A 16,529-nucleotide genomic window follows, 5' to 3' on the forward strand; every position below is an offset into this window, starting at 1 on the left:
CAAAAATGAATCAAGATAAAGAAAAGCAAACAATTGACCGAATTAATGAGCTATATCGTAAGAAAAAGGCGGGTAATCTGACTGAGCAAGAGGAAGAAGAACGTAAGAAACTTCATCAAGAATTTTTGAAGAATTTCCGGGCTAGTTTTAAGCAAAATGTCGAAGATATGGTAATTATCGATAAAGACGGTAAGGAAGTTACATCTGAAAAGGCTAAAGAGGCGCAAAGACGCAAAGGTTTAAGAAAAGATTAATTTTAACCTTTAAATTTTACGCGAGTTTAGGTAAGATATAACTATTGGATATTTTGAGGAGTTAGTTTTTATGAATTTGGCATTAGCAATTATTTTAATTATCGTTGCGCTATTGGTCGGCTTAATTGGCGGCTTCTATGGTGCAAGATCATACATGAAAAAATATTTTAAGGAAAATCCACCAATCAGTGAAGATATGATTGTTGCGATGATGTCACAAATGGGACAAAAGCCATCTGCAAAGAAGGTTAACCAAGTGATGAACATGATGAAGCATCAAAATAATTAATCTTAAGATTGACTAAAGAAGACGGGGATTGTTCCCCGCCTTTTTTTTAGTTTGGTGCAAGTCAGATAGGAATAAAGATGGGAATTTTTTTGAAATTAGGTTGGTTTTTTAAAAAGGAAAAGAAGCGTTATTTAGTTGGCGTAACCTTTTTAGCACTGACTTCAATCGTAAATTTAGTACCGCCACGGATTTTGGGATTAATGGCGGATCAGCTTGATCAAGGTCATATTAGCTGGCTACAATACGGTGGCTTGATTTTAGCGATCATTGTAGCTGCCCTACTGTTATACGGTTTTCGCTATTTTTGGCGCAAACAAATTTGGGGTGGTGCGGCTGAACTTGAACGGCAATTACGTTCAAAATTGTTTAAACATTTTATGGTGATGGATCAAACCTTTTACCAACGCCACAGAACTGGTGACTTAATGGCACATGCTACCAATGACGTCTCCGCAATCCAAGATGTTGCGGGGGCTGGGGTTTTGACTTTGGTCGATTCGTTAATTATGGGCGTGTCAACCATGATTGCGATGATTATTTTTGTTGATTGGCGGCTGACAATTGTTGCTTTGTTGCCCTTACCATTTTTAGCCTGGGGTGCATGGCAATTGGGCAATCATCTGCATGATGCCTTTGATGAGTCGCAGGCGGCATTTTCACGGTTAAACAATAAGACGCAAGAGTCCGTTTCAGGAATGAAAGTTATCAAAACTTTTGGTCAAGGCGACGAAGATACTGCTGCATTTGACCAAATGGTTGATGAGACGATCAAGATTAATAAAAAAGTCTTCAAGTGGGATGCCTTGTTTGATCCGCTAGGCACGATTATTATCGGTCTAACATACACGATTACAATTATTTATGGCGGGTTGCTGGTAGTTAACAAGGTTTTAACAATTGGGCAATTAGTTTCTTTTATTGCCTACATTGGTAACATGGTTTGGCCGATGTTTGCTATTGGCTACCTATTCAATATTTTGGAGCGGGGCAGCGCCAGTTATGACCGGGTTGAAAAATTGCTGGATGAGCAGCCGCAGATCACCGATCAGCATGCCGATGAAAGTTTAACGGCTGACGATTTAGCAGGTGATCTGAATTATCAAATTAATTCGTTTGCTTATCCCGATGAACCACAATTACCAGTCCTGCACCAAATCAATTTTACCCTTAAAAAAGGCCAGACCTTAGGTCTTGTTGGTAAGGTCGGTTCTGGAAAAACAACAATTATCCAATTGCTTTTGCGCGAGTTTGACAAGTATGATGGGCAAATAACGTTAAATGGTTATGACATTAGGACAATTCCGCTCAATGTTCTCTTACGCCAAATATCTTATGTACCGCAAAATAATTACTTGTTTTCAACGACAATTCAAAAGAATATTGCCTTTTCACAGGCTGATGCATCTGAGGAGGCAATTATTGGTGCTGCAAAAAAGAGTGATCTGCATGAAGATATTTTGCAAATGCCGGCTGGCTACAAGACACTAGTTGGTGAAAACGGGGTTTCGCTTTCTGGAGGACAAAAGCAGCGAATGTCAATTGCACGGGCGTTATTGAAGCAAAGTCAAATTTTGGTCTTGGATGATGCACTATCAGCAGTTGACGCACGAACCGAAATGGCAATTTTACAATCGTTGCGTAAAGAGCGTGCAGGTAAGACGACAATGATTGCAACTCACCGGTTAACGTCGGTCATGAATGCTGATTTGATTTTAGTTTTGAAGGATGGCGCAATTGTCGAGCGTGGTAGACATGAGCAATTACTGGCTGCAGATGGCTGGTATGCGGAAATGTGGCGGCGGCAGGAATTAGAAGAAAAGGTAGGTGAATAAGATGGATGAACAGAATGAATCGGTTTGGTCTAAAGAGATTCCGGTTAAAGAGCAATTTGATATTTTTAAACGGCTTGTTCGCTTTGTACTGCGCTTTAAAAATGAAATGATTATCGCGGGAATTGGCGCCTTACTTGTCAGTATTATCAATATCCTGCTGCCGTATGGTTTGCAATTTTTCCTTGATAATTATTTGGTTAAGGCCAATGTAACAACGCAAGTGATTATTTTTGCCGGCTTGTTATATGCTGGCGGCTCAGTTATCAAGGGTATTTTGCAGTTTACGTATGAATACTTTTTTGCGTTGGGATCGGAGAAATCTCTTGAGGGTCTGCGCGCTGAATTATATAAAAAACTGCACACACTGGGGATGCGTTATTTTGACCAAACACCAGCTGGTTCGATTGTTTCGCGGGTTACTAATGATACAATGACGCTAAGTAATTTCTTGACGGTTCTATCAAGTGTTGTGTTGTCATTATTTTCAATTGTTTCGGCATTAGTGGCGATGTTTACTACTAATGCCTTTGCTGGGCTTATCATGCTGGCCTTCTTACCGCTTTCCTTGCTGGTTATTTGGCAATACTCAAAGCGCAGTTCTAAACTTTACCGTAATTATCGTGAACGGTTAAGCAGGATTAATACTAACTTGAACGAATCAATTGAGGGTGTTTCGTTAATTCAGCAGTTTAAGCAAGAAAAGCGCATGACTGGCAATTTTGAACATGAGAATGCAGCCCTAATGAAGACGCGCTTCAACATGATTAACTTGAATTCTTTATTGCTGTCACCGTTGACCAGTCTACTTTATTCACTGGCTCTAGCGTTAACTTTAATGTATTTTGGCTTCCCGCTGCAAAAGACTTTTGTGCCTGCGGGGGTCGTCTATGCCTTCTCACAGTATATTTCGCAGTTTTTTAATCCAATTTCAAATATGATGGATCAGATGACCTTCTTTCAAGACGGCATTGTCGCGGGCAAAAGAATTTTTCGGATTTTAGATGATACTAATTATGAACCCAAGCAGGATGAACAACCGGGATTGACAATTACGCATGGTAAGATTGAATTTAAGCATGTTAGCTTCTCCTATGATGGTAAAAACGAAATTCTGCATGATATTTCATTTACCGTTAATCCGGGCGAAACTCTGGGAATTGTCGGTCATACTGGGTCTGGTAAAAGTTCGATTATTAACGTAATGATGCGGTTTTATGAATTTTATCAGGGAGAAGTGCTAATTGATGGCGTTGACATTAAAAAGTACCCTAAGGCAGAATTGCGAAAAAAGTTAGGGTTAGTCTTGCAGGATCCCTTCATGTTTTATGGCGATATTAGCTCTAATATTCGCCTGTATAATGAACAAATTACGGATCAGCAGATTAAGCAGGCGGCCCAAACAGTACAAGCTGCCGATTTTATTGAAAAGTTGCCAGGCAAGTATCATGCTTCAGTTGGTGAAGGTGGCAGTGAATTTAGTCAGGGACAACGACAACTAATTTCGTTTGCCCGAACGCTTGTAACGGATCCGAAAATTTTAGTGCTGGACGAGGCAACGGCAAATGTTGACACCGAAACGGAAACGTTAATTCAGTCAGGACTTCATCGTTTGCGCCAAGGTCGGACGACGCTCGCAATTGCCCACCGCCTATCAACGATTGTCGATGCCGATCAGATTATTGTCCTAAATCAGGGAAGAATTATTGAACGCGGCACCCATCAAGAATTATTGACCCAACAAGGTTACTATTACAATTTGTATACTTTGCAAAATCAAAAATAATGTAAGTGCAGAATTAACCGTAAGTCTGCGCTTTTTTTATTATAAAAGTTGACAGCGATTACACAGTGGCGTAAATTTAATTTATGTTGATTTTTATCACATCTGTAATTTTACAATAAGAAAGGAAATTGCAATGGAATATCATGTAATCGATCAAACTGATCGTGAAAATTTAAGTAAATTTGTTTCTGAGCCAGAGAGGTTTATTACTAAGCCGACTGAGCATTGGGATCACGACCAGTTTAAGACTGTTAGAGCAATGCCAGAATTGGTAATTCAACCAGTAAATAACGATGAAGTCAGAAATATTGTTAAGTACGCTAGTGATCATAATATTCCAGTAGTACCGCGCGGTAACTCAACTGGTTTAATGGGTGCCAATTTAAACATTGATGCTGGTATTTCGCTTGACATGGTTAAAATGAATCATGTGCTTGATTATGATCCTGAAAGTTTGACGATGACTGTTCAAGCAGGAATCAGATTAAAGGATATAGAAGACTATTTGGCAGATAAACCATTTACATACATGCCTGCTCCTGCAATGCACTGGGCAACAATTGGTGGTAATGTTTCAACTAATGCTGGCGGCTTAAAGGCAATTAAATATGGTGTTACTAGAGAACATATCCGCGAATTAAAGGTCGTTTTAACTGACGGCAAGCTGTATAAGTTTGGTTCTAAGGCTGTTAAGTCAGCTTCCGGATATTCACTCAAAGACTTAATTATTGGGGCAGAAGGGACATTAGGTGTAATTACTGAAGTAACTTTGCGGCTTTATCCAAAACCACGTAAGTCAATCAATGCAATTATTCCTTATCCAACCTTAAATGATGCTATTAAATCAGTACCTGCAATTTTAAAATCCGGTGTTGTACCAACAACGGTTGAATTTATGGGACGTAAAGTAATCAACTTGTGGGAAAAATATGCTGGTGACCAATTCCCAATTAAGCATGGTGATGGCTTTATTATTCTTGGTCTTGATGCCTTCACTGATGAAGAATTAAAGGCTGAATTAGAGCAAACTTTGGCAACAGTTAAAGACTTCAAGGCTGAAGAAGCGGTTGTTTTAAGTGCTGATTCTGATGAAGCCAAGAAGATTTGGGAATGTCGTGAAGCGTTACTTCTAGCCATTCAAAAATCAACGCCAAAAATGGATGAAATTGATATTTGTGTACCAATCAATCATATTCCAGATGTTTTGGATAGAATTGAAGAATTGGAAAACGAATTACACATCAGAATTCCTAACTTTGGTCACGCTGGCGACGGCAATTTGCACATTTACCTCTGCTCGGATGAAATGAATGATGTAGAATACGCTGAAACAAGTAAAAAGGTAATTGACGAGCTGTATAAGACAGCTAAAGCCCTTGACGGTAATATGTCTGGTGAACACGGAATTGGTTATGCCCGTGCTGACAACTTTGAAGACTTCTATGGTCATGACTATACTGAATTATTACGTAAAGTTAAGACCTTATTTGATCCAAATGATGTTTTAAATCCAGGCAAAATTTTCAAAATGTAATTAAACAAAAAACTAGCAGTCCTAATCAGGCTGCTAGTTTTTTGGTTGTTTAATTTATTTATTTAACATGTAATCACGAGTTAGTGGTAGGTTTTTGCCAGATGGACCCTTGGTAATCAAATATTGAATGACGTCAATATTGCCGGATTCAAATGAGGCAGCACATGCTTGTAAGTATAAGTCCCACATGCGAGTAAAACGCTCACCCATCAGCTGTTGAATTTGTTTTCGGTGCTCGTTAAAGTTGCTATCCCATATTTCTAATGTGCGTTGATAATGGCGCCGTAGCATTTCGACGTCATCAACCTGCATACCACTGGCGATAATATGTGAGATGTTTTCGTTGAGACCGGGAACGTAACCACCGGGGAAAATGTACTTATTAAGCCAAGCGTTAGTTGCACCGCCTTGTTGGCGGGTGATGCCGTGAATTAAGGCAACGCCATCTTTTTTCAGATATTTGGCAACATCATTGAAATATTGAGCAAGATTTTCTTTACCAACGTGCTCAAACATGCCGACAGAAGTAATGTAATCCCATTGCTGGTCGCCAAGTTCGCGGTAGTCCTCGAGTTTAACTTCGGCTACATCCTGCAAGTTTTCGTCATAAATTTTCTTTTGCACTAACTTGTATTGTTCTTCGCTAAGTGTAACCCCGGTTACCTTTAAGCCGTATTCCTTAGCAGCAGTAAGCATTAATGTTCCCCAGCCGCAGCCAATATCTAATAGAGTTTTGCCTTTTTCAGGGTGCAATTTATTTAAGATATGATGGATTTTGGCAATTTGTGCTTGCTCAAGGTTATCGTGATTGCCATCAGTAAAGTATGCACAAGAATACGTCAATGTCGGATCAAGCCACAATTGATAGAAGTTATTGCCAATATCGTAATGACTTTGGACATCTTTTTCACTTTGCTGCTCAGTATGATTTTGTTCAGGCAAGAATTTGCGAAACTTGCTTGACCGCAAAAAACTTTCTGAGCTCTCATAAGCACCACAAATTAATTTTTGCAGGCTGCCTTTAACTTCAACTTTCTTATCCATGTATGCTTCACCTAAAGCTAGGGAAGCATTACGCGAAATTGCTGACATTGGAATTTTTTCATTAAAAATAATTTCAATATCTGGATTGCCATTACCATAAGTTTCACTTTTGCCGTCCCAATAGGTAACTTTAATTGGAAAAGGGAAAGACTTGTTAAGCATCATTTTGTAAAAGGTTTTTTCTAACAATTTAAAATTCCTCCGTTCATTTAAACATTACTAATTTTAGCACTAACAAAAAAAGATTGAACTCATAATGAATTCAACCTTTTTTATTTGGCAACGTAATGAAAATTAGGATTGTGTTCTTGATCGAGCTGGTCCCAAGCATTTTTTAATTGCTCATCAAAGGCAGCTTCATTTTCATGAGTTAATTTTATTTTCCGATCAACCTTAATTGGTTCACCGAAGCAGACGTCAAGCGGTTGGCGTTTCAATAATCCCTTGAAAGTGAGTGGCCCTTGATAGACCACGGGAACGATTGGTGTTCCCGATAATTTAGCAATAGCCAAGGTTCCACCTTTAAGCTCAGCTGAATGTCTTGTACCCGATGGGAAAATAATTAGTGAGTAGTCGCCTTTTTTCAAACCCTTGATTGGAATTTTTAATGCTGAAGGACCGGGATGTTTGCGGTCAACGGCAAAGGCATGAGCATGAGTTAAAATGAACCGCAAAATTGGATTTTGAAATAATTCGATTTTGGCCATGAACATAAATTCCTTCGGACTGGCAGCTAAAGCAAATAAAATTGGTTCCCACCAAGTTCGGTGTGGGGCAGCTAAGATATAGTTGCCCTCAGGGATGCGTTCTTTGTGGTAAACGTGTAAATGACCGTTAAGAATCCAAACAACAAATCGCGCAACCACGCGAATAAAATGATAAAACATGATTAAACTCCTCCAGTTGTTGTAAAATATTATAGCAAAGCTCAAGGAGAGGACAAAATTTTATGGTGAAATTGGCCAATAATGAACGAATTGATTATATGTATAATGATGACTTAAAGATTATTCAGGATAAAACGGCATTTAGTTTTTCGCTTGATACTTTGCTCTTGGCATCACTTGCTAAAGAAGCTATCCGGGATCGCTCAAAAGTCGTGGATCTGTGTGCTGGCAACTGCGCGGCTAGCATTTATATGGCATATTTTAATCGGGCAAAATATGATGCGGTAGAAATTCAGCCCGAGTCTGCTTCGCAAGCGCGGCGTTCTGTTGAGCTTAACCAAATGGAAAACCGGATAACGGTTTTTCAAAAAAATGTTAAAGATGCAGCTAGTTTTTTGCGTAAAGATTCTTATGATGTCGTGGTTGTCAATCCGCCATATTTTAAGGTGCCAGAAGGTCACGATATTAATCCAGATCCTAAAAAGGCAATTGCGCGTCACGAAATTCTAATTAATCTTGAAGAAATAATTACCGTTGCCAGCGGTTTGCTAAAAATGAAGGGCAAATTGTTTATGGTGCATCGACCCGAGCGATTAAATGAAATTGCTTATTTTTGCATGAAGCACGATTTAAGTATTAAGGTTGTTCAACCGTTTGTTTCGCACCGCGGCGATGACAGCAATTTAATTATCATCGAAGCCGTTAAGCATACGGCCAGTGATGGTTTGGTTTTAAAAGACGCAATTGAAGTTCACGACAAGAATGGTAATTTTTTGCCGCCAATTCAGCGTATTATTCGCGAAACACCTGAAGATCGTGCGCAAAGACAACAGGGTAAGGATTATTTCTTTTATGTTTTGTTATGCAGCGACGGCAGCTTTTATGGTGGTTTTACAGATGACTTACAAAAGCGGCTGGCTGCCCATAATTCAGGCAAGGGTGCGAAATATACTAAGGCAAGACGTCCCGTTAAAATGATTTATCATGAGAAGTTCACTGATAAGAATTTAGCACTGAAACGAGAATATTGGTTTAAACATCATCCAAGACAGTGGAAAGAAAACTTTTTACGTGAGCATGGCGTAGATTTTTAGTCTTGCATCTTCCAGCTAAATCTAGTATTCTATTATGGTGTGCTAAATAAGGCATGCAGGTAAAACACATCAAGAGCGATCAATATTTTGGTGCCATACACTTGGCGAGATATTGAAATGACCGCTTGAGAGGACAAAAACCATAGGAGGAATTTATTATGTCAGTAGTTTCAATGAAACAATTACTTGAAGCTGGTGTCCACTTCGGTCACCAAACTAGAAGATGGGATCCAAAGATGGCTCCTTACATTTTTACTCAAAGAAATGGTATCTACATCATTGACTTGCAAAAGACAATCAAGATGTTGGATGATGCTTATGCTTTTGTTAGAGCCGTTGCGCAACAAGGTGGCGTAGTTCTTTTTGTAGGAACTAAGAAGCAAGCCCAAGATTCAATCGCTGAAGAAGCAACTCGTGCTGGTCAATACTTCGTTAACCAACGTTGGTTAGGTGGTACTTTGACTAACTGGAAGACTATCCAAAGCCGAGTACAAAGATTAAAGGATTTAAAGAAGATGTCAGAAGACGGTACTTTTGAAGTACTGCCAAAGAAGGAAGCTTCACTTTTGACTAAGGAAATGGACAAGCTTGAAAGATTCTTAGGTGGTATCGAAGATATGCCTAGAATCCCAGATGTTTTGTTCGTAGTTGACCCTAAGAAGGAAAAGATTGCCGTTCACGAAGCTAATATTTTAGGTATTCCTGTTGTCGCAATGGTTGACACTAATACTGACCCAACTCCAGTTGACGTTGTTATTCCTTCAAACGATGACGCTATCCGTGCTATCCGCCTTATTTCAGGTGCAATGGCTGACGCAGTTATCGAAGGCAAGCAAGGTCAAGATGATGACGACGAGAGCGTTGAAGTTGACATGGCTAATGGTGCTGCTGACGATGAAAACGTTGAAGAAGCAGAAACTACTGAAGAAGATTCAGACAAAGAATAAGTTACTGTTTCTAAACTAGGAGGACACATCAATGGCAAATATTACTGCTAAGCAAGTTAAAGAATTACGTGATCGTACCGGTGCTGGTATGATGGACTCCAAGAAGGCTTTAGTAAAGGCTGATGGAGACATTGAAAAGGCAATCGATATTTTAAGAGAAAACGGTGTTGCTAAAGCTGCTAAGAAGTCCGGCAGAATTGCTGCTGAAGGTTTAGCTGAATATGCATTTAGTGGCAATACTGCTGCTTTAGTTGAAATCAATTCAGAAACTGACTTTGTTTCTTCAAATGACAAGTTCGTTAAGTTAGTTGATGATGTAACTAAAGCAATCCTTGCTGCTAAGCCAGCTAATGTTGAAGAAGCATTAAAGGCACCAATGGGTGACTCAACAATTGGTGAAGAAATCACCAACTTGACTGCAGTTATCGGTGAAAAGATTACCTTAAGAAGATTCGATTTAGTAACTAAGAATGATGACGAAGTATTTGGTGCTTACAAGCACAATGGTGGTTCAATTGTTGCTCTTGTTACCTTGAAGGGTGCAAACGAAGATGCAGCTAAGAACATTGCAATGCACGTTGCTGCAATTAACCCAGAATACTTGAACAAAGATTCTGTACCAAAGGCTGACTTTGATCGTCAAAAAGATGTCTTTACTAAGGAAACTGAAAATGAAGGCAAACCTGCCAACATTATTCCTAAGATCGTTGAAGGTCGTGTAAACAAGTACTTAAGTGAAATTTGTTTAGTTGACCAACCTTACGTTAAAGATTCTGACAAGACTGTTGCTGAATATGCTAAGTCAGAAGGCGGCGAGGTTGTTAGCTATACCCGTTACGAAGTTGGCGAAGGTATCGAAAAGAAGCAAGAAGACTTTGCTGCTGAAGTACAAGAACAAATGAAGTAATTTATTTGTTAATTAAAAAGAGAGGGTAAATGCCTTCTCTTTTTTTCTGGATAAAATTTCGGTCTTTTATTTTGTCGTCAGACAATTTAATGCTTAATATGGTAAAATATTTAGATGATGAGGAGGTCACTATGACTAAAGTTAAATATAAGCGTGTTATTTTAAAAATTTCCGGTGAAGCTCTCGCTGGTGATAAGGGATCAGGAATCAATCCCACAGTTATTAGTCATTTAGCTCAAGAAATTAAGTCGGTTCACGACTTAGGCGTTGACATTGGTATTGTCTGCGGCGGCGGCAATATGTGGCGTGGTGAAACTGGTGAAAAGCTAGGAATGGAACGCTCACAAGCTGATTACATGGGAATGCTTGCAACTATCATGAACGGTTTAGCTCTTCAAGATGGTTTAGAACATGTTGGCGTGCCAACTAGATTACAGACCTCGATTGAAATGCGGCAAATTGCTGAGCCGTATATTAGAAGAAAAGCAATTCGTCATTTAGAAAAAGGTCGAGTTGTAATTATGGGTGGTGGAACAGGCAATCCATACTTTTCAACTGATACAACAGCTGCGTTGCGTGCAGCTGAAATTAATGCCGATGTCATTTTGATGGCCAAGAATGGTGTTGACGGAGTTTACTCAGCTGATCCTAAACTTGATCCTAATGCTAAGAAGTATCAGGAATTAACGCAGCTTGATTTAATTGCTAAAGATTTAAAGGTAATGGATCGGACAGCAAGCTCGCTATCAATGGATACAAACATACCGCTTATTGTGTTTAACGTTAATACTGAAGGAAATATTAAGAAGGCAGTCATGGGTGAACCAATTGGGACTGTTATTGAAGGTGGTAAATAATGAATAACGAAACAATTAAAAAAGCCCAAGAAAATATGGACAAGTCAATTACGGTTTTTCAAAAAAATCTCGGCTCAATTCGAGCTGGGGTTGCGAATGCCGCAATTTTAGAAAGTGTTAAGGTTGACTATTATGGTGCGCCAACGCCACTTACCCAAATGTCTAGTGTAACTATTCCAGAGCCACGTGTATTATTGATTACGCCATATGATCAAAGCAGTTTGGATGATATTGAACATGCTTTGCTTGCTTCAAACTTAGGATTAACACCAGCAAATGATGGTAAGGTAATTAGATTGGTTATTCCACAATTAACTGGTGAAAGACGTCAAGAAATTGCCAAAGAAGTTAATAAGTTAGCTGAAGAAGCAAAAATTGCTGTCAGAAATGTTCGCCGTGATGCGATGAATAGTTTGAAGAAGCAACAAAAAGATGATGAAATTACTGAAGATGAACAACGTAATTTAGAAAAGCAAGTGCAAAAAGCTACAGATAATGCAACTAAGAAAATTGATGAAGTAGCTGACAAAAAGCGGACTGAAATTACTGAAGGTTAATAGCAGAATGGCAGAAAAGAATCAATTAAATCATCTTGCCATTATCATGGACGGTAATGGCCGCTGGGCTCGCCGTCAAGGTAAGCCGCGAGTTGCCGGTCATCATGAGGGAATGAATAATGTTGAGCGGATTACGCTTGCTGCCGATAAACTGGGCATCAAGATTTTGTCGCTTTATGCATTTTCTACTGAAAATTGGGCTCGTCCTAAAGAAGAAGTTGCTTATTTGATGAACTTGCCCGTTCGCTTTTTTGACAAGTTTATGCCAACGTTAATGGCAAATAATGTTAAGGTAAACATTATGGGTTACCTAGATCAATTACCGCCTAAGACTTATAAGGTTGTTCAACGGGCAATGGCTGAAACTGCTGATAACACCGGCTTAATTTTAAATTTTGCCTTTAATTATGGCTCACGCAGCGAAATTACTTCGGCGGTTAAGGAATTGGGCGGCATGATTGAAAGCGGCGCGATTTCTAGCGAGCAAATTGATGAAGAAATGATCTCACAGCGCTTGATGACGGCCAAGTTCGGTACTTTTCGTGATCCTGACTTGCTCATTAGAACTTCGGGAGAACAACGGATTTCTAATTTTTTGCTTTGGCAGTTAGCCTATTCAGAGTTAGCCTTCAGTCCTAAAAATTGGCCGGACTTTAATGAAGCAGATTTACAAAAATTTGTAAGTGAGTTTCAAAATCGCAACCGCCGATTTGGTAAAGTTGATGAATCAGATAGTTAGGTAGTTTATATGAAACAACGTGTTATTACAGCAGTTATTGCTTTAATTTTATTTATTCCGATTGTTATTGCTGGTGGTCTTTGGATGGACTGGCTGACTGTGGCTTTTGCGGCAGTTGGTATCAGTGAAATTTTCTTGATGAAAAAACAAATCTTGGTGTCAGTTAATTTCTTATTGGCACTATTAGCAACTATTATTTGGGCTGTGCCAGATAGTTTCATTAAGGGGATGCCATGGCATTGGTCAAAGTACGGCATGTACTTTGCCGTTATTATGTTAATGCTGACTTGGACGGTTTTATCAAAAAATAAAACAACCTTTGATGATGTTGGTGTCTATACATTAGCATCACTATATATTGGAACGGGTTTTCACTATATGGCAGCGATTAGAAACAGCAATAATGGATTAGCTCTTCTGTGCTATGTCTTTGTTGTTGTTTGGTTAACCGATACGGGTGCGTACATGATTGGCCGCAAAGCTGGTAAGCATAAGTTATGGCCAGTAATTAGTCCGAACAAGACCTGGGAAGGTTCGATTGGCGGAACTGTTTGTGCTGTTATTTGCGCGGCAATTTACGTTTACTGTGTTAAAGTAGGTTATCCGCAAGTACAAATGATTATCATTGCCTTCTTCCTTTCAATTGTAGGACAAATGGGTGACTTGGTAGAATCTGCTTATAAACGTTATTACGGTGTAAAAGATTCTGGTAAAATTTTGCCGGGTCACGGTGGTATCTTAGACCGGTTTGACAGCATGCTATTTGTATTACCAGTAGTTGCTGCTTTGTTAGGTATTATGCACTAGGAGAATTCTATTGAAGGGCATACTAATCTTTTTAGTTGTATTTGGCATTCTTGTTTTTGTTCATGAATTTGGTCACTTTATTGTCGCTAAAAAATGCGGTATTTTGGTGCGGGAATTTTCAATTGGAATGGGACCGAAGCTTTTTCAAGTGCGGCGCAATCCAACTACTTATACAATTCGTTGGCTGCCATTAGGCGGATATGTGCGTTTGGCAAGTAAAGATGATGAAGCCAAATTAGATCCAGGGATGACGGTTATCTTACAATTGAATGAGCAGAATGAAGTGGTAAAAATTGATGCTTCAGAATCTGATATTCCAATTGAAGGTATTCCCGTTCAAGTCACTAAGTCTGACTTAGTCGATGAGCTGGTCATTACCGGATATGAAAATGGTGATGAAGAAAAACTCGTTACTTACCAGGTTAATCATAATGCCACAATTATCGATCAATCTAAGACTGAATTAGTAATTGCTCCGCGGGATACTCAATTTCAACAGGCAAATGTCTGGCAAAAACTAGCGACTAATATTGCTGGTCCCTTAATGAACATCATTTTGGGCTTTGTAGTTTTTTTGGTCTGGACATTTACGGTTCCTGGTCCCGCAACAACAACGATTGGGCAGGTTAGTCCGGGGTCACCGGCACAAGTTGCTAAGATTAAGCCCGGAGATAAGTTTGTCGCAATCAATGGTCAGCAAACGTCTTCTTTTAACGACCTGGCAGCACAAGTCAATCAGAGTAAGGGAAAAACAATTGCAATTACTTTGATTGAAAACGGTCAAAAGAAGGTTGTTAAGGTGCGCCCAAAGGCAGTTAAGTCTCAGGGACAAACAAGCTATCAAATTGGAATTTTAGCACGCAGTGACGAGCATGCAAGTGCAAAATTAAAGCGTGGCTGGGATACTGCTGTATCTACAACAGGATTAATTTTTAACGCTGTTGGTGGTTTATTTAGACACTTTAGTTTAAATAAATTATCTGGTCCGGTTGGGATTTATTCGGAAACTTCACAAGTTTCTAAAATGGGCTTTTCCTACATTCTTGCCTTTTTGGGAATGATTTCCATCAATTTGGGAATTGTCAATCTAATTCCAATTCCTGGTCTTGATGGTGGTAAGTTCTTGCTCAATATTATTGAAATTATCCGCAGAAAGCCAATTTCTGAGGATCATGAAGCAATTGTTGAACTAATCGGCTTTGGCTTATTATTAGTTTTAATTATTGCAGTTACTGGTAATGATATTTATCGTTACTTTATTAAATAGAAAATTTTTATTTTTCTTGGGAGAAAATTAATGCGTCAATCTAAATTATTTATGCCAACATTGAAAGAGGCACCTTCAGATGCTGTGGCTAAAAGTCACCAATTAATGTTGCGCGGCGGTTATATTCGCCAAGTTACAGCTGGTGTTTATGCATACTTACCATTAGGCTATCGCGTTTTGCGCAAGGCTGAAAACATTATGGAAGAAGAAATGGCTAAGATTAATGTGCCAGAAATGTCAATGCCACATTTTCTGCCAGCTTCACTTTGGGAAGAATCTGGTCGTTTACAAAAGTATGGTCCAGAAATGTTCCGCTTAAAGGATCGTCATGGTCGTGAAAGTTTATTGGGACCTACTCACGAAGAAACTTTTACCGAGATTGTCGCTAAAAATATTAAGAGCTACAAGCAGATGCCGATTGCACTGTACCAAATTCAAACTAAGTACCGTGATGAAAATCGTCCACGCTTTGGTCTATTGCGGGGACGTGAATTTATCATGCTTGATGCATATAGTTTTGCGGCAACTCGTGAACAACTTGATGAACAATTTGATGATGAGAAGCAAGCTTTTGAAGCAATTTATCGGCGTTGTGGTGTGCAAGTAAACCCAGTAATTGCCGATTCCGGTACAATGGGTGGTAAAAACTCAACGGAATTTCAAGCACCTGCTGCAATTGGTGAGGATACCATTGCAACTAATGAAACGGGTACTTATTCAGCTAACCTTGAAATGGCAGTCAGTGACGATACCTTTAAGCAAGATCAAGAAGAATTGCAAGAAATGGCTGAAGTCGCTAGCCCAGATCAAGAAACAATTGCTGATTTAGTTGATTTTATGAACGTGCCCGCAACCAGAATTGTTAAGAGTGTTCTCTACATTGTTAATGAAAAAGAACACGTGTTAGTTTTAATTCGTGGTGATAAGCAAGTAAATGAAGTTAAGTTGACGCACTTGCTTGATGCTGATTCATTAAGAACGGCAACTGATGAAGAATTACTAGCAATTACCGGTGCTAACAAAGGCGGTGTTGGTCCAGTTAAGGCTGATTGGGCTGATAAAATTGTTGCTGATGATACAGTAAAGAACCTTTACAATGTAGTTGTTGGTGCTAATAAGACTGGTTACCAATTAAAGAATGTCAACCTTGATCGTGATTTTAAAGTTGATCAATTTGGTGACATTCGAGTAGCTAACGAGGGTGAACCTGATCCAATCGATCATTTACCATTGAAATTTACAACTTCAATTGAAGTGGGTCATATTTTCAAGCTGGGTACTTATTATACTGAAACGATGGGTGCTGACTTCTTAGATCAGAACGGTAAGACGCAGCCAGTAATCATGGGTTCTTACGGTATTGGCGTTACTAGAATGTTATCAGCTGCTGTAGAGCAACATGCAACTAAATTCGGTATTGCTTGGCCTAAAGAAATCGCGCCATTTAGTTTGCACATTGTCCAAATGAAGATGAAGGATGAAGCACAAACTAAACTAGCTGAAGAATTAGAGCAAAAATATAGCGCTAATTATGATGTATTGTATGATGATCGTAATGAACGTGCGGGTGTTAAGTTCGCTGATGCTGATCTGGTTGGTGCACCAATTCGAATTATAATTGGTAAAAAGGCTAGCGAGGGTATTGTTGAGGTTAAGCGTCCAACTGATGAGAAGTCTAGTGAAATTGCAGTTACTGAATTAGATAGTTTTGTAAATAAAGAGTTAGGATAA

The 16,529-nt window shown here is 39.1% G+C and carries 16 protein-coding genes; 14 read left to right on the forward strand and 2 right to left on the reverse strand.

Features of this window, described 5'->3' with window-relative positions:
- The first annotated feature begins 5 nt into the window (after positions 1-5).
- From PT281_RS04155 to PT281_RS04175, 5 genes are all read left to right on the forward strand, one after another.
- On the forward strand, positions 6-254 hold the full coding sequence (locus PT281_RS04155) for a DUF896 domain-containing protein (RefSeq protein ID WP_277129505.1): 249 nt from the start codon (positions 6-8) through the stop codon (positions 252-254).
- A gap of 70 nt (positions 255-324) precedes the next feature.
- Positions 325-543 carry a YneF family protein gene (locus tag PT281_RS04160; protein ID WP_277152331.1) on the forward strand — a complete coding sequence of 73 codons (219 nt, stop codon included), beginning with the start codon at positions 325-327 and terminating at the stop codon, positions 541-543.
- A 77-nt stretch (positions 544-620) separates the two neighbouring features.
- The gene (locus tag PT281_RS04165; RefSeq protein ID WP_277152333.1) at positions 621-2,375 is read left to right on the forward strand and encodes an ABC transporter transmembrane domain-containing protein; all 1,755 of its coding nucleotides are present in this window, start codon (positions 621-623) and stop codon (positions 2,373-2,375) included.
- Between the two features lies 1 nt (position 2,376).
- The gene (locus PT281_RS04170) at positions 2,377-4,158 is read left to right on the forward strand and encodes an ABC transporter ATP-binding protein (RefSeq protein WP_277152335.1); all 1,782 of its coding nucleotides are present in this window, start codon (positions 2,377-2,379) and stop codon (positions 4,156-4,158) included.
- A 133-nt stretch (positions 4,159-4,291) separates the two neighbouring features.
- A complete protein-coding gene (locus PT281_RS04175; RefSeq protein ID WP_277152337.1) occupies positions 4,292-5,692 on the forward strand; it encodes an FAD-binding oxidoreductase in 1,401 nt (466 codons plus the stop codon).
- A 54-nt stretch (positions 5,693-5,746) separates the two neighbouring features.
- On the opposite strand, the gene PT281_RS04180 is transcribed toward PT281_RS04175, so the two are convergent.
- A complete protein-coding gene (locus tag PT281_RS04180) occupies positions 5,747-6,925 on the reverse strand; it encodes a cyclopropane-fatty-acyl-phospholipid synthase family protein (RefSeq protein ID WP_277152339.1) in 1,179 nt (392 codons plus the stop codon).
- Between the two features lie 83 nt (positions 6,926-7,008).
- The gene (locus PT281_RS04185; RefSeq protein WP_277152341.1) at positions 7,009-7,623 is read right to left on the reverse strand and encodes a 1-acyl-sn-glycerol-3-phosphate acyltransferase; all 615 of its coding nucleotides are present in this window, start codon (positions 7,621-7,623) and stop codon (positions 7,009-7,011) included.
- A gap of 62 nt (positions 7,624-7,685) precedes the next feature.
- Here PT281_RS04185 and PT281_RS04190 point away from each other — a divergent pair, with 62 nt between their 5' ends.
- The 9 genes from PT281_RS04190 to PT281_RS04230 all read left to right on the forward strand — a co-directional run bounded on the left by PT281_RS04190 (position 7,686) and on the right by PT281_RS04230 (position 16,529).
- Positions 7,686-8,717 (forward strand): GIY-YIG nuclease family protein, encoded by a 1,032-nt coding sequence (locus PT281_RS04190; RefSeq protein ID WP_277152343.1) that lies wholly within the window; start codon positions 7,686-7,688, stop codon positions 8,715-8,717.
- 158 nt (positions 8,718-8,875) lie between these two features.
- Positions 8,876-9,664, forward strand: a complete 789-nt coding sequence (rpsB, locus tag PT281_RS04195; RefSeq protein ID WP_277152344.1) for a 30S ribosomal protein S2 — start codon at positions 8,876-8,878, stop codon at positions 9,662-9,664.
- Positions 9,665-9,695: 31 nt separating this feature from the next.
- Positions 9,696-10,571: a translation elongation factor Ts gene (gene tsf, locus PT281_RS04200; protein ID WP_277152346.1), complete on the forward strand. Its 876-nt coding sequence runs from the start codon at positions 9,696-9,698 to the stop codon at positions 10,569-10,571.
- Between the two features lie 131 nt (positions 10,572-10,702).
- On the forward strand, positions 10,703-11,428 hold the full coding sequence (gene pyrH / locus PT281_RS04205) for a UMP kinase (RefSeq protein ID WP_277152348.1): 726 nt from the start codon (positions 10,703-10,705) through the stop codon (positions 11,426-11,428).
- Positions 11,428-11,985 (forward strand): ribosome recycling factor, encoded by a 558-nt coding sequence (frr, locus tag PT281_RS04210; protein WP_277129515.1) that lies wholly within the window; start codon positions 11,428-11,430, stop codon positions 11,983-11,985. Before pyrH ends, frr begins: the two co-directional genes overlap by 1 nt.
- A 7-nt stretch (positions 11,986-11,992) precedes the next feature.
- Positions 11,993-12,724, forward strand: coding sequence for an isoprenyl transferase (locus PT281_RS04215; protein WP_277152350.1), 732 nt, complete (start codon positions 11,993-11,995; stop codon positions 12,722-12,724).
- Between the two features lie 9 nt (positions 12,725-12,733).
- Positions 12,734-13,531, forward strand: coding sequence for a phosphatidate cytidylyltransferase (locus tag PT281_RS04220; RefSeq protein ID WP_277152352.1), 798 nt, complete (start codon positions 12,734-12,736; stop codon positions 13,529-13,531).
- 10 nt (positions 13,532-13,541) lie between these two features.
- The gene (gene rseP / locus PT281_RS04225; RefSeq protein WP_277152354.1) at positions 13,542-14,798 is read left to right on the forward strand and encodes an RIP metalloprotease RseP; all 1,257 of its coding nucleotides are present in this window, start codon (positions 13,542-13,544) and stop codon (positions 14,796-14,798) included.
- 30 nt (positions 14,799-14,828) lie between these two features.
- Positions 14,829-16,529: a proline--tRNA ligase gene (locus PT281_RS04230; protein WP_277152355.1), complete on the forward strand. Its 1,701-nt coding sequence runs from the start codon at positions 14,829-14,831 to the stop codon at positions 16,527-16,529.

Source organism: Lactobacillus sp. ESL0701, from assembly GCF_029433445.1.
In the GTDB taxonomy this organism is placed as follows: Bacteria; Bacillota; Bacilli; order Lactobacillales; family Lactobacillaceae; genus Lactobacillus.